The organism is Sessilibacter sp. MAH3 (assembly GCF_054658275.1).
Window position 1 is genome coordinate 106,071 of the sequence record NZ_BAAGIE010000008.1, and the last position, 24,676, is coordinate 130,746.

A 24,676-nucleotide genomic window follows, 5' to 3' on the forward strand; every position below is an offset into this window, starting at 1 on the left:
ACTCAGCGCTTCGTAACGCTTTTCTTGTTTAACACAATCATGACCACAATCACCTTGCCAGCCCCGGCCAAACTCAACTTGTTTTTACACATTAATGGTCGCCGTGACGACGGCTATCACAACCTGCAAACGTTATTTCAGTTGTTAGATTTTGGTGATGAGCTGACTTTTACTGTAACCGACGATGAACACATCCATTTCACCTGCTCTCATCCAGAATTAGCCGGTGACGATAATTTGGTGGTTCGAGCGGCAAAAATGTTGTTGCGTCATACCAATAAAACCAACGATCTTGGTATTTCAATTCATTTAGAGAAACGACTTCCATTTGGCGGTGGCATTGGTGGTGGCAGTTCGGATGCAGCAACAACCTTTCTCGCCCTTAACAAACTGTGGAACCTACAACTCGGTATGGACGAGCTCGCTGACTTGGGAAGAACTCTAGGAGCAGACATTCCCGTGTTTATTCGCGGCCGCAGCGCATTTGCCGAGGGGGTTGGTGAAATTTTGCAACCCGTTGATTTGCCTAAAAAATGGTTCATTGTCTTGGCGCCTGATTGTCATGTATCCACCGCGAAAATTTTTTCACATAAACGTTTGACAAGAGACACGCCCATCATTAAAGTAGCGGCCTCTTCAGAGCGAGGCACCAAAAACGACTGCCAAGCCCTAGTGATTGAGCTTTATCCAGAAGTGAAAGAAGCTCTTACTTGGTTGAGTCAATTCGGTGATGCTCGCATGACAGGCACAGGTTCTTGTGTTTTTTTAGGCGTTAACAGCCAAGAAACTGCAAGAACCATAATCGACCAAAAGCCAAGCCATATTAATGGTTTTGTGGCAGAGGGAGTGAATAACTCCACAACGGTTGAGATGCTCAATAGAGCATAAGCTACTGGGGTGTAGCCAAGCGGTAAGGCAGCGGGTTTTGATCCCGTCATGCGAAGGTTCGAATCCTTCCACCCCAGCCATTATTTCGTATGAATTTGAGCATATAAGTGCCCCATTCTCGCAACAGCGCCTATTCTTAGTAACTCATTAAAGAATTCATTTATTTTATCCAGACGCAGAATTTTTAATTGCATAACGGTTTACAATTAGATAAAAAGCGCGGCCTGGATCATCCCGGTCTTAATCCCAACACACAAACTAACCACACAGGACCAGATATTGTGGCTGATTTGATGTTATTTTCGGGCAATGCTAACCCTGCCTTAGCCCAGGCAATCGCGGACAAACTCGGAATTCCTCTTGGCAAAGCCAGCGTAGGCAAATTCTCCGATGGCGAAATCACCGTTGAACTTAATGACAACGTGCGCGGACGCGACGTATTCATCATTCAGCCAACCTGCGCACCTACCAACGACAATTTAATGGAATTGATCTTCATGGTAGATGCACTTGGTCGCGCTTCCGCAGGCCGAATCACTGCTGTGGTTCCCTACTTCGGTTACGCTCGCCAAGATCGTCGTGTTCGTTCTGCCCGTGTACCCATTTCAGCCAAAGTCGTTGCCGATATGATGGTAGCCGTGGGTGTTGATCGCGTACTAACCGTCGACCTTCACTCAGAACAGATTCAAGGTTTCTTCGCGGTGCCTGTGGATAACGTTTACGGCTCACCAGTGCTGTTAGCCGACATCGAACGTTGTGATTTCAAAGACCTGATTGTTGTTTCACCGGATATCGGTGGTGTTGTTCGCGCTCGTGCAGTTGCAAAACAACTTGACATTGACCTCGCCATCATCGATAAACGCCGCCCGCGCGCCAATGTTTCAGAAGTTATGAATCTTATTGGTGATGTTTCTGGCCGAACCTGCATCCTAGTTGATGACATGGTGGATACCGCCGGAACCCTTTGCGGTGCAGCCAAAGCATTGAAAAGCTTCGGCGCCGAAAAAGTGGTCGCCTACTGTACACACGCGGTACTTTCAGGCAATGCCATTAAAAACATAAACGAATCCGAGCTCGATGAGTTGGTTGTTACCGACTCCATTCCATTGATGGGCGCGGCCAAAGATTGCGATCGTATTCGTCAGCTGTCTTTAGCGCCAATGCTTGCAGAATGTATGCGTCGTATTTGTAATGAAGAATCTCTAAGCGCCATGTTTCGCTGAGTTCAATCGAACACAGCTTTAATATTGCGCTTATTTACCTGGGCCAAATCAACAACTGTCGATTAAGCCCAAATTACCAAAACCTCCTCAAGCATCTGGTCGCAAGAGCTTGAAGAATCATTTAATGAGGACTCAGCAATGTCTGAAAATTTCGTACTTAGCGCTGTAGTTCGCGAAGTGTCAGGGAAAGGTGCGAGCCGCCGCCTGCGTCGTGAACAAGGTTTAGTTCCAGCAATCGTTTACGGTGGCAAAAAAGAACCTCTTCAAGTTACCGTCGAGCACAAAGAGCTTGTTAAACAATTAGAAAATGAAGCGTTTTACTCGCACATCATTACTCTAAACATTGGTTCTGAAACCGAGTCTGTAATTCTTAAAGATTTACAACGTCACCCAGCAAAACCATTCATTACACACGCAGATTTCTTACGCGTTTCTAGCGATCAAAAACTACACACCAAAGTGCCGTTACACTTCATCAATGAAGCGACCAGCGTAGGTGTTAAAACTCAAGGCGGCGTTGTAACTCACAACATCACCGAGCTAGACATCATGTGTCTACCTAAAGACCTTCCAGAGTTCATCGAAGTTGACGTTGCAGCTCTTGAAGTGGGTCATAGCCTACACATCTCTGAAATCACCCTTCCAGAAGGTGTTACTTCAGTTGACTTGACCAATGCTGATCACGATCTTGCGATCGTTACCATCTCTAAAACTCGTGGTGGTAGCTCAACAGAAGAAGAATCTGCTGAGTAATCTGTCGATTTGCAGCTGGCCCTGCCGGCTGCAATTGCGTACCCTTCTTATCCAAATCCCTTCTTAATTTAAAATCGCCAAAACAGCCTTAACCCATGGATAACCCCGTTAAAATTTTAGTTGGACTGGGTAACCCAGGCCTCGAATACCAAAACACCCGTCATAACGCCGGTGAAGACTTTGTGCGTCTGATTGCCGAGCAATACAACATTCCCCTAAAGCTCGACGCAAAATATTTTGGATTTTACGGCCAAGGCATCATCAACAACCGTGATATTAAATTACTGATTCCCACCACCTTTATGAACCGCAGCGGCAAAGCAATAGCAACGCTTGCAAACTTTTTTAAGATCAACGCCGAAAACATACTGGTTGCTCACGACGAACTCGACATGGCACCCGGTGTAGCGCGCTTAAAATTAGGCGGTGGTCACGGTGGACACAACGGCCTGCGCGATACCATCGCAGCTCTTGGTAATAACAAAGATTTCGCACGCCTGCGCATTGGCATTGGCCATCCCGGCAACGCTAAGCTTGTTTCTGGATACGTGTTGAAAAAAGCTCCGGCGGCCGAGTTTGATCAAATCAACGAAGCCAGCTACCAAGCCAGCAAGGTTTTACCCATGCTAATGGAAGGCAAATGGAGCCTTGCTATGCAGGAATTGCACAGCGCAACCTAAAAAGCTAAGACGCATAAACAAACTTGCGACTATGCAAGCCACTCCAGTGGTGTAAAATGCCCGCCTTTTGATCAAGCTGAAGCACAATCGCGCCAAGTCGCGTAATTACCTTGCTTCAGCCCATTACAGAACAACTTACAGGACGAATTAACCATGGGTTTTAAATGCGGCATCGTGGGTTTGCCTAACGTCGGTAAATCGACCCTTTTCAATGCACTGACCCAAGCGGGTATCGACGCAGAAAACTTCCCATTCTGCACCATCGAGCCTAACTCTGGCGTTGTACCCGTACCAGACCCACGCCAAGACAAGCTGGCTGAAATCGTAAAACCTGAGCGTATCATTCCAACCACCATGGAATTCGTAGACATCGCCGGTCTTGTTGCTGGCGCCTCTAAAGGTGAAGGCTTGGGCAACCAATTTTTGGCCAACATTCGCGAAACCGACGCCATTGCTCACGTTGTGCGCTGCTTTGATGATTCCAACGTGATTCACGTTGACGGTAAAGTGAATCCAGAATCCGATATCGAAGTGATCAACACCGAATTGGCCCTCGCCGACCTCGACAGTGTTGAAAAAGCCATCACTCGCTACACCAAACTTGCCAAAGGCCAAGACAAAAACGCCAAAGCAATGAAAGACGTGTGCGAAAAAATTCTGCCACACCTAAACCAAGCATTGCCGTTGCGTTCGTTTGAGCTAACCGCCGAAGAATTAGCGCTGTTAAAGCCACTAAGCCTGCTCACGCTTAAACCCACCATGTACATCGCCAACGTTGATGAAAGCGGCTTTGAAGACAATCCACTGCTCGACAAGGTACGCGCCATTGCCGAGGCCGAAAACGCCGTGGTAGTTGCTATTTGTAACAAACTGGAAGCCGAAATCGCCGAACTCGACGACGAAGAAAAACAAGACTTCTTAGCCGACCTAGGCATGGAAGAACCCGGTCTAAACCGAGTAATTCGCGCCGGATACGAACTACTAGGCCTACACACCTACTTTACCGCCGGTGTTAAAGAAGTTCGCGCCTGGACAATACCCGTGGGCGCCACAGCACCCCAAGCCGCCGGTAAAATCCATACCGACTTCGAAAAAGGCTTTATTCGTGCAGAAATCGTCTCTTACAACGATTTTGTTGCATACAAAGGTGAAAACGGCGCTAAAGAAGCCGGTAAATGGCGTTTAGAGGGCAAGGAATACATCGTTAAAGACGGCGACGTCATTCACTTCCGCTTTAACGTCTAAGACGAATACAAAAACCCGGGCTTTCGCCTTGACAGACAAGCTCGGGTTAGTAATAATTCGCGCCCTCACCAAATGGGGCTTTTGAAATCACTCTTGGTTTTAAAACAAATTTGGATCGAGAACAGTGGCTAGGTAGCTCAGCTGGTTAGAGCGCAGCACTCATAATGCTGAGGTCGGGAGTTCAAGTCTCCCCCTAGCTACCACTTTCTCAATACTCTCTTCTCTTTTTTAAAATCCTTTATTTTTCTTTCGCTTCCACTTCTATTGCTGGCAATACAAACGCATTAACGAATTCGTACAGTTGGTGAATTGGGTTTTTGGTAGCCAGTTTTGATTCTTCTGAATTTTTAAAAAAATGTTGTGCTGCTTTTTCGATAATGTCTTTGGCGGTTTTACAGGTATTTTCGAGTTGTGGCGAGTTGAGTTTTTCTAATAATTTGTCGGTATTTTGTTGATTTATGTGTTGTGAACCAGCCGTTAATTGGTTGTATTTATTGAGGTTAAACATCCACGATTTTAGTTCACCCGACAATTCTAACTGGGTTAGGTTATTAATAAATTCCAGCGTAATTAAGGTAATTAAATAACCAAAGGCTAGGTGTTGGTTGGTATCGACAACTTCGTCGTTTTGTTCGCTAACCAGTTGTAATAAATTGTAGCTGTTGTGCAAGCGTTTTAACTGGCGTGGATTGGTCAGTTGAAATTGATTAGTCCAATACACAAACGCAGCTTTTTGCTCGGGTGTATAGCCTTCGAGTATTTGTTCGTGGCTACGTTTTTCGGGCGTAGGCATTTTTAGAATGTCGTTAACGATTTCTTCTAAATTCAATTCTTTCGCGTCTGTTTTATTTTCAGTTGGATTGGGATTATCACTCTCACCGGCTTGATCTTCGGAATTATGCGCCGGTTTATTTTTATCGGCCTCTTCTTCGGACTTTTTAGGTTTCTCTGGATTAATAAGAGCTTTCCAGTCTTGAATTTCTGAATCGGTATTTGATTCTGTGCTAGCAGCTTTTTTGGCAAGTAGTTGCTCGTCTTGCCAAACGTAGCTCATATATCCGGTTACGGTATCTAGGTCTGGCTCGGGAATATTAATGGGCAAATGAATAATTTTACCTAAATAATCACGGGCAATGGTTTTAGCGTCGTTACTGGTATGAAACTCTTGTATTTCACGGTAGTGATAAGCCAGCGCCGCCAACGCAATGCGTTGGTCTACCGCTAAAATAACCGTAACACCGGGAATATCTAAAATTAATCGCACCGCCTCTAAGGTTTTAACAATGCCTTCTGGGCTGCAACGGTCGAGATCATCCACCACAAAAACCAAGCGTTTTTGGTTACAAAATACAGATTTTTGTAAACGCAATTGGCAAAGCAGCTGAATATCTTTACGCATTTCAGAAACCAAACCGAGATGTTCGGAATAACTGGGCAGTTTTACGTAGGTTAATAATTCTTTGGTATAGGGTTGTGCAAACAATTTTTTAACGGATTTTAATACCGTAAATAACAGCGCAAAAAAACCACCGTATAAGGTAATATCTTCTGGTTTAAAGGTTAATTTTGCTAAGGTAAAACTTTTAGCCGTATAAAAATCGGCACCCGCATAAAAGCCCACAATAATGGTTGCCAATAAAATCAAACAAAAGCTCAGCATTTTAAAGGGGCTTTTGTGGGCGACAAAATCACCCGCAAACCAAATACGGCGAGTGTATTGCCACGTTAATGCCGCTTTAATTCTGTAACCCAGTTTTTGCCAATAGTTTGGTTCTTCTATAAGGTTAGAATTATTCGATTTCTGATCCGGTTTTTCGGTTATGGATTCTGATTTTTTACTCGGTTGAAACGGAACACGGTATTGCGTTAAGGCTTGAATAATTTCGTGGGCCATGCCTGCTTGAATATTGTCGGTATGTTCGTAGGCCCAAGCGTTAAATTCGCCCCAAATAAAATCGATTTTATTGTCGTTATTTTCTGGATTATTATTAAAAAATAACCGTTCTTTTAATAAATTTAAAATTCGAGTTTTACCGCTACCCCAATAACCCAACAAACCTACGGTTAAATGATTACTGTTGTTTTTATGGCTAAACAACGCCTGTAAAGCACTGACCAACTGCTGGCGATTTAACGCGTCTTTAACAACAGTGTCATTTTCAAATGAGGTTTTAGCATCAAGCTTGTGTGTGATTTTATTCTCTGTTGTATCTAGTTGCGCCAAGTTTTCATAGATTACTAACGCCTGTTGTAATGCTTGTTTAACTTTTGGGTCTTGTTGTTCGTTGGCTAAATTCTCTAATGCAGGCTTAAATTTATAAGTGTGTAAATCGTTAAACCAACCCGGTACAGAAGTGGGCCAAAGTGGTTGATTTAATAACTCTTTACTCGATAGAGATTGCGCTAATAATAAATCGTGCTCGACTGCATTAATAATATCGTCTCGGCCAGCGGAGGAGGCAGCGCCGTAAGCGGCGGCGGCGGCGGCGGCGGCGGCGAAGGCGGCGTCGGCGTCGGCGGCGAAGGGGTAGGCGGCGAAGGCGGCGAAGGCGGCGTCGGCGGCGTCGGCGGCGTCGGCGGCTCTGGCGGTGGCGACGGCTCTGGCGGTGGCGACGGCGGTTCTGGAGTCGTAAACGGCGGTTCTTATATTCTCGACGTTGTCTTTATTGGGTAACACAATAACATCTTGGTTTAGTTTTAACACTCGCATTAAGGCCAATAAAAAAACCGCTCGCAGGTCTTTATTAACCTGCGTAGACTTTTTGTTATTAGAATCATAATTGTCACGCAATTCGTGCCAATAATCGAAATCACCATGTTCTGCTAATAAACCAAACACTCGCAATGCAGCACGTAAAGCAATCGCTGCAGGTAAATAACGATCCCTTTTATAAAGATCTATACAGGCATCTCTAACCTTTTGTCTAAAATTTTCTTCAGGTAGCTCTGATCCTTCTCCGCCACCAGAACCAGAACCAGAACCAGTACCTGACTCATCTGTCGAGCTACCAGAACTGCGAGCCTTTTCAAGCGTATCTTCGATCTGGAATTTTGCTTTTATGGTTTCTTGGGCATTTTTATCGGATGGGATTTTAGAGGCCATAAAATGTGCTTTTATTTGAATCGATTGATTAGGCAGTTGCCGTTATTTGATGGTTAATTCAAACAGGAAAGACGGTGCAAATAAAGGCGTTTTACAAAGATGTTAACGATGGCATTAAACGAGGAGGCTTAACCGTAAACTTGGAGTAACACGTAAACGGTTTTTTGAAGGTTTAAGGTAGATTTATTGGCATCGACTTTTAAAGTAAAAGCGTTGGAAGTGGGTAATCTTAAAGTTATTGCTTGTGCCAATAATCGATTAGGGATTCTTCCACTGCTTCATAGGCGTAGTTATCCACAGCGGTTACGCCTATGTTGGCGAGTTTTTCGGCGGGGCCGTCGCCTACTTTGGCAACGAATACGGCTTGGCAGTCTTTAATGGTGTGTAGGATTTTTTGCATGGCGGATTGATCGCCGTGCTGACCGTGGCAGTAATGATCTACCTCGCGGTTGTCGATTTGCTTGAGCTGTCCGTCGGTAATGTCGTAGATGATAAAGTTTTTGGCGTGACCAAAATGCAGGTTAATTGAGATTCCATCTTTACTGGCAACGGCAACTTTCATGAGGGCTCTTTTTAATTAACGGTGCAATAATGGCGAATTCAGGATTTGACGTTCTGGTTATTTCTGGGACGAACGCAATGAGTACGGTGGTTAAGCCAATCGCGGCAACCGTTTAAAAACGCATAAATGCATCCATGCAGCTCCCGCAATTCATCCTGAATTGAGGGTTTTAACCGGTCACCACGATTGTCTTTGTAAGCTTCGCAGTATCGTGAAGGCTTGCTTACACTGGGCCGCGTGCTGAGTGTTTTACTTCTACGGTTTTACCTAGCGCGTCTGCGTAGCTTACGGCTTCGCCTTTTAGGGTAAAGGCTTTAAGCTCGTCAAACATGGTGACTACTTTTTCTTCGGCGCTTTGGCCTTTAAGGTCGCTTTTTTCAATGCATAAAAGCTCTAGGGCTTCGTTCCAAATCATGCCGTCGTCAAGCGGCACGGCTTTTACGGTTAGGTTACCCAAGCTAATAATTAGGTTGTCTTTAATGTCGTGCACAAACACCAACACTTGCGCGCCTTCGGCACAGTCGTTTTGGTAGTGCTCGGCAAGCATTTCTAGATCAGACAACTGATAAAGACCAGCAACCAACATTTCAATTTTATCGGCTACGGCGTAAACCACGGCTTGTTTGGCAACCACGCTGGGTGGCTTGCGATCACCACGCTCGGTAACTTCACCGAATTCCAATACTAAATCGCCACGGTAGATTTCGTTGCCAGAAATTTCACCGGTAAGGTTTACGTTAAATAGATAACCTTCGTCTTTGTATTTTTGAATGAGCATAGTTTTGCCTACCTAGGTTAGATTTTAAATTCAGTGTTGGATTTTAAATTCTGTGATTGATCGCAATTGGGCAATTTGTATACCTGTATTATTTTTGTGCAATGATTCTATTTTTGTTATTAAATTCAATGTGTTAAATGCATTTGATATAGATCATGTCGCAAATCCGACAGGCTTTTTAGAAGTGCTGGCTGTAGCAAACTGAACAATTCTTGTTTGCAGGTATTTAGGGTTGGGGTTTGCTTTTGGTGTGTTAAATGCGAGTATCAAAGGCAATGTTTAAAGATATAAATCGCTGCGCTCATTTTAAAAATCCACGGTAAAAAAGAGTGCTTGGAGCTGTACGAATATGTGGGAAGGTTTTTTTGCTACGGTTGATCCGCAACCCATTTGGTTGTCGCTTAAGCTTGCGGTTATTACCACGGTGATTTTATTAATTATTGCCACACCCATTGCGTGGTGGTTAACCTGGAGCAACCGCAATACGAAAAGTATTGTTACGGCCATTGCGACCTTACCGTTGGTATTGCCGCCGTCGGTATTGGGTTTTTATTTATTGTTATTGCTTGGCGCCAACGGCCCTATTGGTGAATTGGGTAAACAATTCGGTTTTGCGAGTTTTGCCTTTACCTTTGAAGGCTTGGTTATCGCCTCGGTTATTTATTCGTTTCCGTTTGCCTTGCAACCTATTCAAAACGCCTTTGAAGCCATGGGCAAAAAACCCATAGAAGCGGCCGCAACGTTAGGCGCGTCGCCCTTAGATCGTTTTTTTACCATCGCCCTACCCATGGCGCGGCCCGGTATTTTAACGGCCGCGGTGTTGGGTTTTGCGCACACCATTGGTGAATTTGGTGTGGTGTTAATGATTGGCGGCAATATTCCCGGTGAAACCAAGGTGTTGTCAGTGGCTATTTATGATCACGTCGAAGCCATTGAATATGATCAGGCCCACGCGTTGAGTTTGTTGATGATTGGTTTTTCGTTTGTGGTGCTGTTCCTATTGTATTTTTTAAATACTAAAGCTTCGCAGAATTCTTCGTTTAAAGCGTCTTAATTTATGTCACATTAAATAATTAAATTACAATCAAATTAAACAATCCCCGTAAAACAATCACATGAACGATATCGACATTGCCTACCGAGTAACACGCGAAGAATTTACGTTAGATGTAAATTTTAAAACCGCAGCCAAAGGGGTAACGGCACTCTTTGGTCAGTCTGGCTCGGGCAAAACCACCCTACTACGCTGCATTGCCGGGTTAGAATCGCCGGATTTTGGCCGATGTATTTTTAAGGGTGATATTTGGCAAAACGAGGTTATTCATTTAGCAGCACATGAACGTCCAATTGGTTATGTGTTTCAAGAAGCGAATTTATTTCCGCATTTAACGGTTGAGAAAAATCTTCAGTACGGCTTAAAACGTCGCAAGCAGGTTGTTAAATCGGTCAGCTTTGATGACGCAGTTTCGTTATTGGGTGTAAGCCCGTTTTTAAAACGGCTTCCGGCAGAGTTATCCGGCGGTCAACGACAACGTGTTGCCATTGCGCGCGCACTAGTGACCAGCCCGCAATTATTATTAATGGACGAGCCGCTGGCGAGTTTAGACATTCAAAGCAAAGCAGAAATTTTACCCTACTTAGAAAGCTTAAATGGCAGTTTGGATATTCCGGTATTCTACGTAAGCCATTCGCCGGAAGAAGTTTTACGCATTGCCGATAGCATTGTGCTGCTAAAAAACGGCGCAATGCTGGCACAGGGTAATTTAAATGAAATTCTCACGCGCACGGATTTACCCTTGGCACATTTAGAAGAAGCCAGCGCCGCGGTAAATGGCGAAGTTATTAGCCATAACGAAGACTACCATTTGAGTTACGTAAAAATTAAAGGCGGCACGGTTGCGGTTTCTAAACTGGATTTTCCGGTAGGTAAAATGGCGCGTATTCGCATTAGCGCAAAAGATGTGAGCTTGGCATTACAACCGGGGCAAAAATCGAGTATTTCGAACGTATTTCCGGTAACGGTGGATTCTATAACGCAGGCCGTTGATCCGGCGAAGGTGTTGATTAAATTGGATATGGGCGGGGAATGCTTTTTAGCGCAGATTACGCGTTTTTCTCAACATCAGCTTAATATTGAACCCGGTAAAATCGTCTACGCACAAATTAAAAGTGTGGCGCTAATGCGATAATAGAGTGGTACGGTAAAAATAATGAGTTAAAAAATTGTCGTTAATAAGATGAGTGCAAAGAAAACATCGGCTTTAAAAGAGGTTTTCTGTATAGAATAATCTTAAGCACTGTAAAAGGCCGGCGCTAATAAGCCTAATAGATTATAAATTCCGTGTACTAAAATGGGTAATAACAGTTTTTTTCTTACCTCAAAACACCCACCAAATATCAGTGACGGAATAACCACCACAAACGCCCCCACACTTTGAAAATACAGCACGTGCATAAACGCAAATACGATGCTAGTGATGACATTGGCAAGCGTTAACGACCTAGCGTTGAACGGTAAGCAATTTTTGTTGAGAGTTTTTAGCTTTAATAATTCTTGCTGAATAAGCCCTCTAAAAATAATTTCTTCACAGATAGGGTAAAACACACCGGCCAACACAACAGTTCGCAGTGAGTCGAGGCGATTGAAGGTTGGTATTACGCCTAAATACCAACACCAAAGGCCCAAAATAAAAAGGGCAGCCATTACGGCTGCCCCTAGTGCGTTTAATTCAGCTCGATTCATGAACGCATGAATTTAGCGAATTTTTTGCGGTTGATAAAGAGTAACGCTAACAAGGCTGCAAACGGTAGGGTTGGGTCAACTGGAGCGTTACCGCCACCGAATGAACAACCAAAGATGTTTTTACGATCGCCATTGTCGGCAGGTACGTTCGCCACATCGACCACGGTTACAGTCACTCGATCGGTGCTGCTTAAACCTTCTGCATCGGTTACGGTTAACTCAAAGACTATATCTTGATCTGAAGTTAAGCTTGGTGCCGTGAAGCTCGCGGTTGCAGTATTTGCACCCGACAAACTTACCGACGGACCCGAAACCCGAACCCATGCAAAGGTTAATTCGCCCGCTTCTGGATCGGTACCAGAACCCGCTAGGGTAACGGTAGACTCTTCATCAACGGTTTGATCTGCACCAGCATCCGCAACAGGCGCTTGGTTCGGAACATCGTTGACGGTGACAGCAACCATGGCGGTAGCTGTTTCACCTTCGGCATCGCTTACGGTTACTTCAAATACCAACACGGTTTCAGCATCTATTTCTGGCGCGGTAAAGGTTGGCGTTGCAGTATCGGCACCGGTTAGGGTTACGGCTGGGCCGCTAACTTGAGTCCAGCTGAATGCTGTCACTGCGGCATCATCCGTAGATGCGCTAGCATCCAGAGTAACGGTTGCACCTTCGGTAACGGTTTGAGCAGTACCAGCATCGGCCACAGGCGCTTGGTTTGGTGATTCTAGGTTGAAGCCAACGATTACAGGGTCGTGATCTGAGTAACGAGTTGCTGTGGTGCCATCAAAGTAGCTCGCTTCTTTACCGAAATCTAGGTTGTAATCTAGAGCATCGGCTTCGTCGGAGTTGATGTTCCAAACGGTTACGTCGTTAACCTTGGCGTTCAGCTCGTCACTTACCAAGATGTAATCAAGGGTACCGGTTTGACCGTCGAATACGAATGAGTTTGACTCGGCACCTTCGACGTTAACAAAACCTTCGCCTAACAAGAATTGCACAGGTTCTTCTTGCGCGTAGCTGTTTAGGTCGCCCATAACGATCATATCGCCATCAACAATACCCGTTGGGTTAGTTGCTAACCAAGCAGATACAGCTTGTGAAGTTTCTAGACGACGTGCATTCCAGAAGCCTGCGCCATCACCTTGGTCGAAGTTAGGGCTGGTTTCGTCATTAAGGCCCGATTGACCTTTTGATTTATAGTGGTTAACAACAACGGTAAATAAATCACCGGTTTCGACACTTTCAAAGGTTGCCGCCAAAGGCACACGGCTGGTGGCTGGGCCTTCAAATAACGGATCAGCCGCAAAGTCGCGAGTCTCAAAACCTGGCAAGGTTGCTGCGATAGTGTCATTTAGCATGGCGATGGTGCTGCCTTCGGCAATTTCAACGGCTGCTGGTTTGTAGATCATGGCAACGGCAATTGCGTCTGAACCCACAAATTGCACACCCGGATTTACAAACGCGTAAACCTCGGAACCCAACTGTGTGTTAACCGCGGCAATTAGCGCTTCAACGGCGGTATCAACGGCTTCGGTGCTGTTGAATTCGTTTTCGATCTCAATCAAACCAATGACGTCGGCATCGATAGCAACTATGGCATTCGCCAACTTAACTAACTGACGATCAAACTCTTCGGTGGTATCGGCACCACGTGGGTCCATACCAATTGCAGTGGAAACACCCGACAAATCGATGGTGGTGAAGAAGTTCAACACGTTCATAGAGGCAACTTTAAGGTTACCACCAACATCTTCAGGAGCAGCCGTGCGTGGGTTTGGCGAATTTTCTTCCGCGGTTGATGTGAAGGTGTTTACGCCATCTAAATGACCGCGAACACGCCAGGTTGAACCCGATGCGCCATTACCGGCAAATTTGTAATCCAAAACACCAGAAAGGTTAACGATTTGATCACCCATGCGTGGAGCTACGGCTTCGGTGTAAGGGAATTGGAACAAACCTGAGACATTTTGGTTTTGGAAATTTAAACCGTCATCAAACACGATTGAACGAGCACCGTCTAAACGTGCCTGAGCATCAAAACCTGCCGCGCTTGGGGCATTTTCTTGGGTGAACTGACGTGGACGCTCACCGGCAACCAAGCGAATCTCATTAAAGCGATCCAACTGGAATTGTTCGGTGATTGTTAGGGTTTCTGGGAAGCGAACCAACATGCCTTCGTAAGATTCTAGATCTGGCTGAAAGTCATCGTTTTGGCTTAGGGTAACGTCGGTAATCGCAGAAAGGTTGATATCGGTAACCAAATCAGCAACGGCGGCAGCTGGATCAATAATGCAAGGTGCAACAACGGTTACCGCGGTAATGTTGTTGATTTGCGTCTCGCCAAAGTTTTGGTTAACGGTACCGGATACACGAACCACATCACCGACGTTAACGTCTACACCAAAGGTGTTATCGAAGATAAACACACCTTCAGACGACGTAGGATCGGTATCTTGGTCGGCCACTTCTTCCATCAAGTAAAAGCCGCGTAGATTACGAGTCTCGTCGGTATCGCCATCTTGGAAATCGCCAACGACCACACCTTCAACGGTAACTAACTCACCAATAATTGGGCTGACATCAACGTCACCAAAGTTGTTGGTACCGTAGGTGGTAGGATTACCTTGAACCGCAGAAATAAGAACCAATGGTGGCTCGGCTGGTGGCTGCTCTTCTTCTGGAGGAGTATCAGAAATACTGCCTGCAAGCGGGAAAGGAGTTGCTGCGGTTGCGTTAGTCGTTTCACCGTCTAACACATTAATGCCGCTAAATATCCATTCGGATTCGGTAAAGGTCGCATTAGGAGTTGTGATACTTGGGTCACGAACTGCCCAACCATCTAAGTAGTCCCAGAAAGTACCAGTACCATCAACTCCCACCTGCCCATATACATCAGAAACCACATTGTTAAAGTAGAGTAAGACAGTATCGTTACCGTTAATACCTAATTGATTTGTAAGAAAGTCTTCATCAAAACCAAAGTAGTTATTAAACTCTGCATCCCCTCCGTTGCCAGTATTTTGAAGATAGATATACTGACCTGCGCTAACAGCTTGGGCTGGAAAGATATATTCAGGAACACCACTAGAAGCTCCGCCATTGGATGCGGACTCAATGCCATATTGGCTTAAATCAGGAATATCAGATAAAGCCAATAACTCTAATGCCTTTGGATTACCACCACTTCCCGGACCGTCAATAATCCCCGTAATTAATAAGTCCTGCGCAAACACAGCAGGTGCCATTGCGCTCAGCAGCGCACTGGCCAGTAATTTTTTCTTCATAATGTTTCCCCGTCATTCCTAATCGTAAAAATAATATCCAACAAAATACTTAACCGGTTCACTTAAGATTCGTACAATATATCCTCAGTAAACGCTAAAGTGTGATGCTTACCTCAAACAAAATGCGATTTTTTATTTCATTAATGCATATTTTTGTAACAATAAAATTACCAAAACGAATAACAAGCGTTCAAAAAATGCACGTCGTTATCGATTGAGGGATTAACAAAAACGACGAAAAAACGATTTTGATCTTGTTAGATTGACCAACCAAAACAGGTTGAGATGAAGAGACGGAATGTTATGTGATCAATTTGAACGGCTTTTTTAGATTTTTTTTGAATAATTAAACACAAACAAATAACCATCTATTATTATTTTTGATGGTTATTTGTTTGTGTTTAGAAAACAGCTTTTTGCACAACCCGCTAATAGTATGATTTTTCTTAAACATTTATTCACAACACCCTCTTAAAGTATGAATTATTAAATTTATATTTCATAAATAACGAATTTTGAGCCGAGTTGCTTAGTCCCTAAAAAATCCGTTAACCTCTCGCTACGCCCAACAAACTTCAGCGTAAACGTCTAACCCAAAGACAGATTACTTAAAGAATCTCTGACTGACTTCGCTAAGATTTAATCAGAGGGCAAATATCGAAAATGCGACGTACAATTTCAACCTCTTGCGACGGTTTAATCAATTTGCAAAAAGAAAATTACTGTTCGACTTATTCAAGCGCTTTTAAAGCGCTAGGAATTAGCATTTTCTTTATTTAACTTTTTGTAAACCAATAACAATAAAACCATTTAGTATTTAGGAGCGCCCCATGCCTTTTATCGAAATTAAAGTATTTAAAGACGAACTTTCTAAAGAACAATCTGCTGAATTAATTACTAAAGTAACCGATGCGGTTTGTGAAGTAACCAGCGAAAAACTTCGTGAAGTTACTTGGATTACTATTGAAGAAGTCAACGACGGCCAATGGGGTGTTGGTGGCAATGCGCTATCATTAAGCGATGTAAAAAAATTAATGCAAAGCTAATCTATGCCTAATTTTTTTTAGCAATAAAACTCTGATTAAATTGAGTACAGGATTTTTTTGTTGGCAACTCAATAAGATGTCCAACATCTACAACACATCCTTGTGCTGCTAAAAGATTGGTACAACTCAGTCTTTTAAGAAATTAATCAGAGTTTTCATCTAACCTCTTTCAGTTATTTTTAGACTCGACATTCAGTGTACAAAAACCACTTCAATATGCGCTTATTTTCGTAAAGACTATCGAGCGTGTCCTTCTTTAAACATTAAAGCTCTAGTTTTTCTTCAGAAATAACAATGCCGTTGTTATCACAGTAAATCCAGTTACCCGGCTTTATAGTGTGGCCTGCAAAGGTAATAGGAACGTTTAAATCACCCAAACCGCGTTTTTCGGTTTTAACCGGAATGGTATTTAGCGCTTTTACGCCCAATGGTAATGCACCTAATTCGTCACAGTCGCGTACACAACCAAAAATAACGAATCCAGCCCAGCCATTTTTTACCGCTTCTTCGGCAATCATGTCACCGAGCAATGCTTTACGTAGCGAGCCACCGCCGTCTACTACAAGCACCTTACCTTCACCGGCAACACTGGCTTGTGATTTAACCAATGAATTGTCTTCATGACATTTTACGGTAACAACTTCGCCAAAAAATTGTTTATTACCGCCGTAATTATTAAATATAGAATCCAGTATTTTTAAACTGTCTTCATATTTGTCGTATAAATCTGGCGTAGATATTTTAGCCATTACGGTCTCCTGATATTTATTTCTTAATTTTAAAACGTTTAATTTGAAAATTATTTAAATTTAAAATCGCTAAACTTAAAACAGTTAAATCTAAAAACATCTGATCGTTTAAAAACAAACCACCGAGTTTTTTGCGACCAACATTTTGATGAATCCAATAATTTGGTATCCCTATAACTCAAACTTTTTAGCGTGTGAGCGCCGTAATGCACGCTCGGTTCGCATTTTCTCTTTCACCAAATCTTGCAGCGTATCGGATACATAGCGAACATGTTGCTGTGCGGCCTCGCGCGCGGTACTGGGCTTGCGATTGTGTATGGCATCGTATATTGCCGCATGCTGATTAAACAAGCTGTCACGGGTTATATTGTTCGCCAAGAGTTCTTGAATGCTTTGGTACATAGTGCTTTGAAATACCGAAAATAAGCTCTTAATAACGTGCATAAAGATCACATTGTGGCTGGCTTCGGCAATAGCCAAATGAAAACGTGCATCCCAAGTCGCGCTGGCTAGGATATCGTTACTTTTACTGGATTTGGACAACTGCTCAAACACTTCGGTGAGCGTCGTGAGATCAACATCGGTAGCTCTTAGTGCAGCGTAGTAGGCGCAATCCCCTTCTAGGCTCAATCGGAACTCCAGTAAATCAAAATGCGAGTCTTCGTTGTTGGCAAGAATTTCTGCCAGCGGATTCGAAAAACTCTTTTCCAGCTGATCACTCACAAAGTGACCGCCGCCGGGGCGACTGTATATCCAGCCTTCGGTCTTGAGTACTTGCAGGGTTTCGCGAATACGCGTTCTCGACATCGAAAAACGTTCCGATAGAACTCGCTCGGCAGGTAGTCGATCACCGGCGGACAAACTGCCTTCGATCATGCAGGATCTTAAAAAATGGTAGACAGGATTTTCATTCATATTGGTCTGACCAATTTATTTTTTAATGTTATTTAAAATTAATGACAGCGTGTTCAAATTAAAAAATATTTATATTTTTCAGTATCTTAAACTAGTATTTGACGAATTATCACACTTCCGTTTCAATGGTTTGATATCTAGAAAAAATTGGTCAGACCAAAATAGAGGTTAATAATAAAAATGGCAATTACCTGCAATGAAGATTTACGCTTATTAGCAAAAAAGCGCGCCCCCAGAGCAATTTTTGATTATGTTGATCGCGGCTCTTACGACGAAAACACCATCAACAAAAACCGCCAAGACCTGCAAGCCATGCAGTTACGTCAACGCGTAATGATTGATGTCTCAAAACGCAGCATCGACAGCGAAATGCTCGGCGAAAAAGTCAGCATGCCGCTGGCGATAGCGCCAACCGGGCTCACCGGTATTATGCACGGCAGCGGTGAAATTCTAGCAGCACAGGCCGCCGAAGAATTAGGTATTCCGTTTACCTTAAGTACCATGTCGATTTGTTCCATTGAACAGGTAAAAGCCAGAACCACTAAACCTTTTTGGTTTCAGCTATACGTGATGCGCGACCGCGGCTTTGTCCGTTCATTGATTGAGCGCGCCAAGGCTGCCGAATGTTCGGCACTAATGTTAACGGCGGACCTGCAAATTCAAGGGCAACGCCACCGCGATATTAAAAACGGTTTGGCTGTACCACCAAAACTCACAGTAAGTAATGCTATTGATATTATGACCAAACCTGCTTGGGTTTGGCACATGTTAACCAGCCCCAGCAAAAGCTTTGGCAACCTTACCGAATTACAAGCCGCTAACGATGGTTTGACTACTTTATCTAAATGGATTGCCGGTCAGTTCGACCCATCGTTAACGTGGAAAGACGTTGAATGGATTAAAAGTTTGTGGCCGGGCAAATTAATCATCAAAGGTATTCTTGATCCTGAAGATGCCAAGCACGCGGTTAACTCCGGCGCCGATGCCATTGTGGTCTCTAACCACGGCGGTCGCCAACTCGATTACGCACCTTCGTCTATCGAAGTGTTACCGAGCATTGTTGATACCGTCGGCGATCAAACCGAAGTGTACTTCGACAGCGGCATTCGCAGTGGCCAAGACTTACTGAAAGGTATGGCTTTGGGTGCGCGTGGTGGTTTTATCGGAAAGGCATTTTTGTATGGCCTTGGCGCCAATGGTAAAGAAGGTGTGAAAACCGCCATCGAGTTGATTCGTAAAGAATTGGATGTCTCTATGGCGCTCACGGGCATTAATGGTTTAGATGAAATATCAAAAGATATTTTGTACAAAAAACCTTAACTTGCGGTAAAAACCTCTGATTAACTTGCTTAGATTTAATCAGAGGTTCCTATACCTTTATTCCCACGACTGTCTTTATTCCGACGACTACAAATTCATCTCTTAAACTTAGATATTGTTAACCGTCGTCATCCAAAGATTGCTCTAACGAACGGTCTCGATCTTTTGCGGTTAAATAACCCCGCTCTGCTCCCGTAGATTTGCGATTCAAAGCCTCGTTGCGATAAGGAAAGCGACCAAATTGGACTATGTCTTGAAGATGTTTTTCGGCAATCGAAAGTGTCTTTTCGGCTTCTTGCTTCAATACTTTGAATTGTTTAATCGCCATGTTTTGCAGCTTAAGATCTTCAGCGTGCATAAGCGGCATGTAAAAAAAGTGCCTTTCGGCGGAATTGAGGGTGCGATCAAGACCGGTGCGAATACCGTTTACCGCAATACTTTGTGCGGTTTTATCTTGAGCAAAGGCGTCCGATGAGTTGCGATATAGATGTCTGGAAAACTGATCTAAAATAATAATCAGCGCCAAAGATCCACGAGCACTGCTCAGCCAAGAGTCCAACTCCCCTTTGCAGGCCTGTTTATGCAATGGACTAAAACGCTCGATGATGATTTGATCAAGCTCCGGCTCACCGCAAAACCATTGCCCAGGTGTTAGCTCACGAAACCAGAAGTCTAGAACCGACAAACATTCGCGAGGTAAATTTTGATATTGAGTCATAGAAAAAAGAAATTTAAAAATATTCGTTATCGTATCAGGAATTAAAGCATTTAGTGTTATCGATCAGTGCGATCAAAGTACTCTACGAACCTCTGATTAACTCATCCATGAATTAATCAGAGGACAGAAATTGACAATGCGATTTCCAATTTCTTCACAATTTCAATCACTTACCGTTCTTGAAATTGGCGACACTTCCTTGTGTTGTGAGAAACTCTAGGTTTATTAGAGTTTCCTCTAATAAAAATTTCATAAAACAATAAGAGTTCGTATCGATTGAATTATTGAACCCGTTAAGGTCTACTTAAGTGCTTCTATTGTCTGTTCGCAGACGACCCTTTCTAACGTAGTAAAATCCATGAACAGCTCGTCAAACACGGATTCAAGTTTATCCAAAACACACAACACAGATACCGGTAATAGTTCGGTCAATAATGCCGCCTCTACTCACGCTGTAAATAGCTCAGCTCACGACGCAACGACAACAAAAATCGCTGTACCGATTTTTATGCTTGCAGCAATTGTGGCAATGACTCCGTTTTCAATTGATGCTTATTTACCCGCTTTACCAACTATTGCCAATGAGTATCAAACCAGTATTCACGATATAGAACTGTCTTTATCCTTTTTTTTAGTGGGTTTCGCTTTTGGACAACTCTTTGGCGGACCTATCTCCGATACCATTGGCCGAAAAAAAGCGATCTATCTAGGATTAAGTTTATTCTGCGTCGGCACCATTGCTGTGCTGCTCTCTAATTCAGCACATTGGCTGTGGGTGGCGCGTGTAATTCAGGCGCTCGGCGGCGGTTTTTCTGGTGTTAATCCACCGGCTATTATTAGAGATCTTAGCAATGGACGGGAAGCTGCCAAGAATTTAGGAAAAGTCGCCATCATTATGATGATCGCGCCTTTAATTGCACCGATCATTGGCTCTTCTATTTTGGCGATAACACACTGGCACGGCATTTTTATTTTTCTGCTCATTTACGCAGCCGTTCTTGTTGTTTTAGTAACCAAAAGACTGCCCGAGACACGCGCTCACGTTACGCATAAAACACCGGCTCTCAAGCGTTATTGGCTAGTGGTCAGTAATCGCTACGCCATGGGTTATGTGTTCGCACAATGCTGTTCTTACGCCGGGCTGTTTGGTTATGTTACGGCCAGCTCATTTATTTTCATCGAATACTTTGGCGTTAGTGAGCATATTTTTCCGTATTTTTTCGGCGCTAATGTTATTACCTTGGCAATATTCAATCGAATTAATATTACGTTACTCGGGCATTTTAATCCGCACCAGCTATTAAACGTTGGGCAAGCGGCTCTTTTAAGTACATCGTTAACGCTGTTTTTGTATGTGTACTTTTCGGAACAGCCAACGCTGTGGGTGTTTGCAGCACTTCTGTGTGCCTTCTGTGCGTCTTTAGGCATGATCTCGTCCAATGCCAGTGCCAGCGCTGTAGAATCATTTCCCCAGCACGCCGCAACGGCTACGGCATTTATTGGCGCAAGTTCGTATTTGTGGGGCGCAGGCGCGGGATTTTTAACGTCTTATTTCGCCGATGGCACTTTGCAACCGGTAACCATGGTGTTTTTGGGCGCAGCCCTGACAGGCATTATCTTAAGAGCTGTTTTACAACTAAAAACCGGCAGCGGCCCAACCATCGCTTAGTTTATTTGTGCCTAACCCCACAAATCAGACCTTTGCTGCTGTTGGTTGAATGCTAAATCACTCAGACATAAAAAAACCGGCCTAAAGGCCGGTTTTAATGGCAAAGCTACATTAAGCAAAACGAGGTGCTAAACGAACCGTACGGTGTTGTTTAAGCAACAAGCAGCTTAACAATAATGCCGCAACAATAACTGCCCAGTTACCGTTCAACTCAGGAACCGCAACCACAGTTGCTGTCGCAGAGTAGTCTTTTACAGAATTCTCACGATCATCACCAACTTGAAGCGCGCGAATAGCTGTTAAAGAAAAAGTATTAGCAGTTAAGGTCGCACCAAAAGTTGGAAGACCGAAAGAAAAACGGCTAACAAAGTCTTGGCCTAAAGCACCCACTGAAAACGCGTATTCTGGATTAATGCCAGTACCGTTAAAGTTACACGCTCCACGGCAATTACCAAACGCCACGCCATCAGTGAAACTCTCAACTAGGTCAAGGTTGATTCCACTACTGCCAAAATTCAGCTCAGAGTTAAAACCAAAACCAATTACATCACCGGTTAAGGTTTGATCGCCGATATCAATATTAAAGGTGAAATAACCTTCATTTGACTCGTCGTCAACACTCACCCGCCAATCGATTTGGTCCGTGGTATTGTAAACCCAGTCGCCAAAACTCACAGTGGTGGCCTGAGCACCAGCAGCAGCAAAAACTACTAACGCCAGGAAGAGAGAAATACGAACTAACATAACTTTGTGCCTCCTGCACGGCTTACCCTGAAAGAAAAGGAACTTCCTCTCAGAATATTAACTTTATCAGAATACGAACAACTAATAATCTATTTCTACGGAATTTACATAAACTATACAAAAAAAATTGGCCACATTGTAAATGCATATTTATGCGTCAAAGCAGTGGTATCTGTCGCTTTAATATTTTGTAAAAAAGAAACAAATATCCACACAGATCAAGCGTTTTATGCAATTAATACTTGGCAGAAATGTTTTGTTGCGGTAGTGAATGAAAAGCGTGAATAGAAGAAAATATTAATATGTTCATCTATTCACGTTTAGAAAAGAACGAAAATATTGTAACGGGAATTATTCGGCCTTAAACCAAGATTCTAAAGACTCTTCTTGCCAACTCATTAATAAAGAAAGACCTTCGTCAACGACCTTTAAATAGACATCAATAATTTCCGTTGCCAAATCAAATAGCTGACGACTATCCATAGTAATGACTTTTGGGTCTAGCACTTCTCGTTCAACGGTTGTTAATAAGAACATCAGTTTGAATTCGTAAGCCTTAATTAAAGGTAGTGACTGAATTTTATTGCCAGTAACCTCTAAAAGACGGTTACCTTGAGTTCTTACTTTTTCATATTGAACACGCGTGCCTTGAATAAAATAGCGTAATTTACTGCTCTCTAATTCGTCTTGTTTGCGTCGACTGGCAGCAAGCGTTGAAAGACCGCGAATCTTCGCAATATGTTCAACCAAACTCGGTAGTTGGTTACACACAAAAACCAACAAACCCACTTGACTGAACATTTGCTTTCGCGGCTCTAGCTTGGTGATTTTTCCGTCACGACTATCAACCTCAGAAAAAAGAACCGCCACAGGACGCTCTAGGTGTCTGGCTAACACCATCATCAACTGCAAAAGCTGCTCGATAAAATGAGAATGGTATTCAAAGTTCTCCATTACAGAATCACCTTGCCAATCTCGATTGATGACATTCCACGACGCATCAAGTTTTTCAAGCTCTTGATCACTAATCAATTTATTAGCTTGTCGAGAGAACTCTTGAAGCGCGCGCATACGACGCGAAACTTGGCGCTGGAGAGCGTGAAATTCGTCGGCAAATTCTTCGTAGCCGGCAATAAGAGACATGCCCAAACCACGGTGGCGCTGAATGGCTCGGCATAAATGGCTAATTTGCTTAATGAGACTTAACGCCAGTAGCCGCTCGGAATAATTTTCGCAGGCTGTTTCTAACTGAACATCACCTACCGTCTTTTTTGAATTCAATGATCTGTCCAAAACTTTGTCCTAGAGCAATGACCTCGCAGTTGCACTAATATCTGTGAGCTAATTACCAACCCACCACGCCAATATCACCAAAACAACGCACAATAACCGTCAATCAACATATATGCGCGCTTTATTGGGGCGACACCTAAGCTTTAAGTTTAACCACAATGCCCTGCAAAACCGCTGTTTCTTAAATTAGGTATTCAAAACCTTAATTTTTCTGCATGGCTAACAGCAATTGACGTTCCAAATACCCTTACTAATGTCGTTCATATTATTATCATGGTTGCGTAAAACCCGCGTCAACGCGCAGCCTGGAGAGAGTCTGAACCTCAAAGCCGCGGACATCTTTTTTAAAATATATACGCCAGATAGATTTTAGTGCAGCAAACACTATAGATTCAAAAAAACAATAACAAACGAAGACCTAATAGAGCGGTTAGATTTCTCTGTATTCATGAACGGATAGCCTGAAACCTCCAACCGGTAAAGAAATATAAACAACATTAATAAATGTTAGAAAAGCGAAAAAAGTCCTAAACCAACCCTCTTTATTTAGAGCTTCGCCACGATCCATGAAAAAAACCAATAAACAGATTTAAAAAAATTTTCTTACCCATTAGCCAGATAATGAATTTAAATAAGTTGCTTTTTTTTGATATTGAGCAAACATCAGGATGTTTAAAAAACATTCAACTTTATCGATGTTAGCGATAAAAGGCGTGTTCGATTTATTTAAAATATCTTTTTAACCTGTACGATTATTTTCCTTAATAATTGTGAACTTGTTCACATGTAAGTAATTGTAAAAATACAAGTACGGTTATTAAAAAAGCCCAAGACGCCAGTTGACACCTTTCGTAACAACTGTGATCATATATCCATCGACTACGAAGTGACATGATTCACATTTACGAGCAAACGTAAAAAATAATCATTAAACAAAGAGCTCAATATTTAATCAATCTT

General features: G+C 43.3%; 20 protein-coding genes and 2 tRNA genes. 12 read left to right on the top strand and 10 right to left on the bottom strand.

Going from position 1 to position 24,676, the window contains the following annotated elements:
* The first annotated feature begins 39 nt into the window (after positions 1–39).
* The 7 genes from ispE to ACYQ2C_RS07005 all read left to right on the top strand — a co-directional run bounded on the left by ispE (position 40) and on the right by ACYQ2C_RS07005 (position 4,992).
* Positions 40–888 carry a 4-(cytidine 5'-diphospho)-2-C-methyl-D-erythritol kinase gene (ispE, locus tag ACYQ2C_RS06975; protein ID WP_460101005.1) on the top strand — a complete coding sequence of 283 codons (849 nt, stop codon included), beginning with the start codon at positions 40–42 and terminating at the stop codon, positions 886–888.
* 5 nt (positions 889–893) lie between these two features.
* Positions 894–968 (top strand) — tRNA-Gln (locus ACYQ2C_RS06980).
* A 213-nt stretch (positions 969–1,181) separates the two neighbouring features.
* Complete coding sequence (locus ACYQ2C_RS06985) at positions 1,182–2,111, top strand: ribose-phosphate pyrophosphokinase (RefSeq protein ID WP_460051402.1); 930 nt, start codon at positions 1,182–1,184, stop codon at positions 2,109–2,111.
* Positions 2,112–2,249: 138 nt separating this feature from the next.
* On the top strand, positions 2,250–2,864 hold the full coding sequence (locus ACYQ2C_RS06990; RefSeq protein WP_460101002.1) for a 50S ribosomal protein L25/general stress protein Ctc: 615 nt from the start codon (positions 2,250–2,252) through the stop codon (positions 2,862–2,864).
* A gap of 95 nt (positions 2,865–2,959) precedes the next feature.
* On the top strand, positions 2,960–3,544 hold the full coding sequence (gene pth, locus ACYQ2C_RS06995; protein WP_460100999.1) for an aminoacyl-tRNA hydrolase: 585 nt from the start codon (positions 2,960–2,962) through the stop codon (positions 3,542–3,544).
* Between the two features lie 153 nt (positions 3,545–3,697).
* Positions 3,698–4,789 (top strand): redox-regulated ATPase YchF, encoded by a 1,092-nt coding sequence (gene ychF / locus ACYQ2C_RS07000; protein WP_460051347.1) that lies wholly within the window; start codon positions 3,698–3,700, stop codon positions 4,787–4,789.
* A gap of 126 nt (positions 4,790–4,915) precedes the next feature.
* Positions 4,916–4,992 (top strand) — tRNA-Met (locus ACYQ2C_RS07005).
* 35 nt (positions 4,993–5,027) lie between these two features.
* Here the strand turns inward: ACYQ2C_RS07005 and ACYQ2C_RS07010 are convergent.
* The 3 genes from ACYQ2C_RS07010 to ACYQ2C_RS07020 all read right to left on the bottom strand — a co-directional run bounded on the left by ACYQ2C_RS07010 (position 5,028) and on the right by ACYQ2C_RS07020 (position 9,232).
* Positions 5,028–7,892 (bottom strand): KAP family P-loop NTPase fold protein, encoded by a 2,865-nt coding sequence (locus tag ACYQ2C_RS07010; RefSeq protein ID WP_460100996.1) that lies wholly within the window; start codon positions 7,890–7,892, stop codon positions 5,028–5,030.
* Between the two features lie 235 nt (positions 7,893–8,127).
* Positions 8,128–8,454: a NifB/NifX family molybdenum-iron cluster-binding protein gene (locus ACYQ2C_RS07015; RefSeq protein ID WP_460100994.1), complete on the bottom strand. Its 327-nt coding sequence runs from the start codon at positions 8,452–8,454 to the stop codon at positions 8,128–8,130.
* A gap of 223 nt (positions 8,455–8,677) precedes the next feature.
* Entirely contained in the window at positions 8,678–9,232 is a 555-nt protein-coding gene (locus ACYQ2C_RS07020) for a hypothetical protein (protein WP_460100992.1), read from the bottom strand.
* Positions 9,233–9,581: 349 nt separating this feature from the next.
* On the opposite strand from ACYQ2C_RS07020, the gene modB reads away from it, so the two are divergent.
* Positions 9,582–10,286: a molybdate ABC transporter permease subunit gene (gene modB, locus ACYQ2C_RS07025; protein ID WP_460100989.1), complete on the top strand. Its 705-nt coding sequence runs from the start codon at positions 9,582–9,584 to the stop codon at positions 10,284–10,286.
* A gap of 61 nt (positions 10,287–10,347) precedes the next feature.
* Complete coding sequence (gene modC, locus ACYQ2C_RS07030) at positions 10,348–11,421, top strand: molybdenum ABC transporter ATP-binding protein (protein ID WP_460100986.1); 1,074 nt, start codon at positions 10,348–10,350, stop codon at positions 11,419–11,421.
* A 101-nt stretch (positions 11,422–11,522) separates the two neighbouring features.
* Here the strand turns inward: modC and ACYQ2C_RS07035 are convergent, their stop codons facing one another.
* Together ACYQ2C_RS07035 and ACYQ2C_RS07040 are read right to left on the bottom strand one after the other, a co-directional pair.
* A complete protein-coding gene (locus ACYQ2C_RS07035) occupies positions 11,523–11,936 on the bottom strand; it encodes a CPBP family glutamic-type intramembrane protease (RefSeq protein ID WP_460100983.1) in 414 nt (137 codons plus the stop codon).
* Positions 11,937–11,971: 35 nt separating this feature from the next.
* Positions 11,972–15,262 carry an ExeM/NucH family extracellular endonuclease gene (locus ACYQ2C_RS07040; protein ID WP_460100981.1) on the bottom strand — a complete coding sequence of 1,097 codons (3,291 nt, stop codon included), beginning with the start codon at positions 15,260–15,262 and terminating at the stop codon, positions 11,972–11,974.
* 830 nt (positions 15,263–16,092) lie between these two features.
* Between ACYQ2C_RS07040 and ACYQ2C_RS07045 the strand changes: the two genes are divergently transcribed.
* Positions 16,093–16,308, top strand: coding sequence for a tautomerase family protein (locus ACYQ2C_RS07045; RefSeq protein ID WP_460051360.1), 216 nt, complete (start codon positions 16,093–16,095; stop codon positions 16,306–16,308).
* Between the two features lie 263 nt (positions 16,309–16,571).
* Here the strand turns inward: ACYQ2C_RS07045 and ACYQ2C_RS07050 are convergent, their stop codons facing one another.
* Positions 16,572–17,057, bottom strand: a complete 486-nt coding sequence (locus ACYQ2C_RS07050) for a putative 4-hydroxy-4-methyl-2-oxoglutarate aldolase (protein WP_460051361.1) — start codon at positions 17,055–17,057, stop codon at positions 16,572–16,574.
* Between the two features lie 171 nt (positions 17,058–17,228).
* Positions 17,229–17,972, bottom strand: a complete 744-nt coding sequence (locus ACYQ2C_RS07055) for an FCD domain-containing protein (protein ID WP_460100977.1) — start codon at positions 17,970–17,972, stop codon at positions 17,229–17,231.
* A gap of 180 nt (positions 17,973–18,152) precedes the next feature.
* On the opposite strand from ACYQ2C_RS07055, the gene ACYQ2C_RS07060 reads away from it, so the two are divergent.
* Complete coding sequence (locus ACYQ2C_RS07060; RefSeq protein ID WP_460051365.1) at positions 18,153–19,292, top strand: alpha-hydroxy acid oxidase; 1,140 nt, start codon at positions 18,153–18,155, stop codon at positions 19,290–19,292.
* A gap of 118 nt (positions 19,293–19,410) precedes the next feature.
* Here ACYQ2C_RS07060 and ACYQ2C_RS07065 read toward each other — a convergent pair whose 3' ends face one another.
* The gene (locus ACYQ2C_RS07065) at positions 19,411–20,010 is read right to left on the bottom strand and encodes a DUF924 family protein (protein WP_460100974.1); all 600 of its coding nucleotides are present in this window, start codon (positions 20,008–20,010) and stop codon (positions 19,411–19,413) included.
* Between the two features lie 358 nt (positions 20,011–20,368).
* Between ACYQ2C_RS07065 and ACYQ2C_RS07070 the strand changes: the two genes are divergently transcribed.
* Positions 20,369–21,679 (top strand): multidrug effflux MFS transporter, encoded by a 1,311-nt coding sequence (locus ACYQ2C_RS07070; RefSeq protein WP_460100972.1) that lies wholly within the window; start codon positions 20,369–20,371, stop codon positions 21,677–21,679.
* A gap of 111 nt (positions 21,680–21,790) precedes the next feature.
* Here the strand turns inward: ACYQ2C_RS07070 and ACYQ2C_RS07075 are convergent, their stop codons facing one another.
* Both ACYQ2C_RS07075 and ACYQ2C_RS07080 read right to left on the bottom strand, forming a co-directional pair.
* On the bottom strand, positions 21,791–22,423 hold the full coding sequence (locus ACYQ2C_RS07075) for a hypothetical protein (RefSeq protein WP_460100970.1): 633 nt from the start codon (positions 22,421–22,423) through the stop codon (positions 21,791–21,793).
* A 351-nt stretch (positions 22,424–22,774) separates the two neighbouring features.
* Complete coding sequence (locus ACYQ2C_RS07080) at positions 22,775–23,704, bottom strand: lytic murein transglycosylase (RefSeq protein WP_460051372.1); 930 nt, start codon at positions 23,702–23,704, stop codon at positions 22,775–22,777.
* Positions 23,705–24,676: the final 972 nt, after the last annotated feature.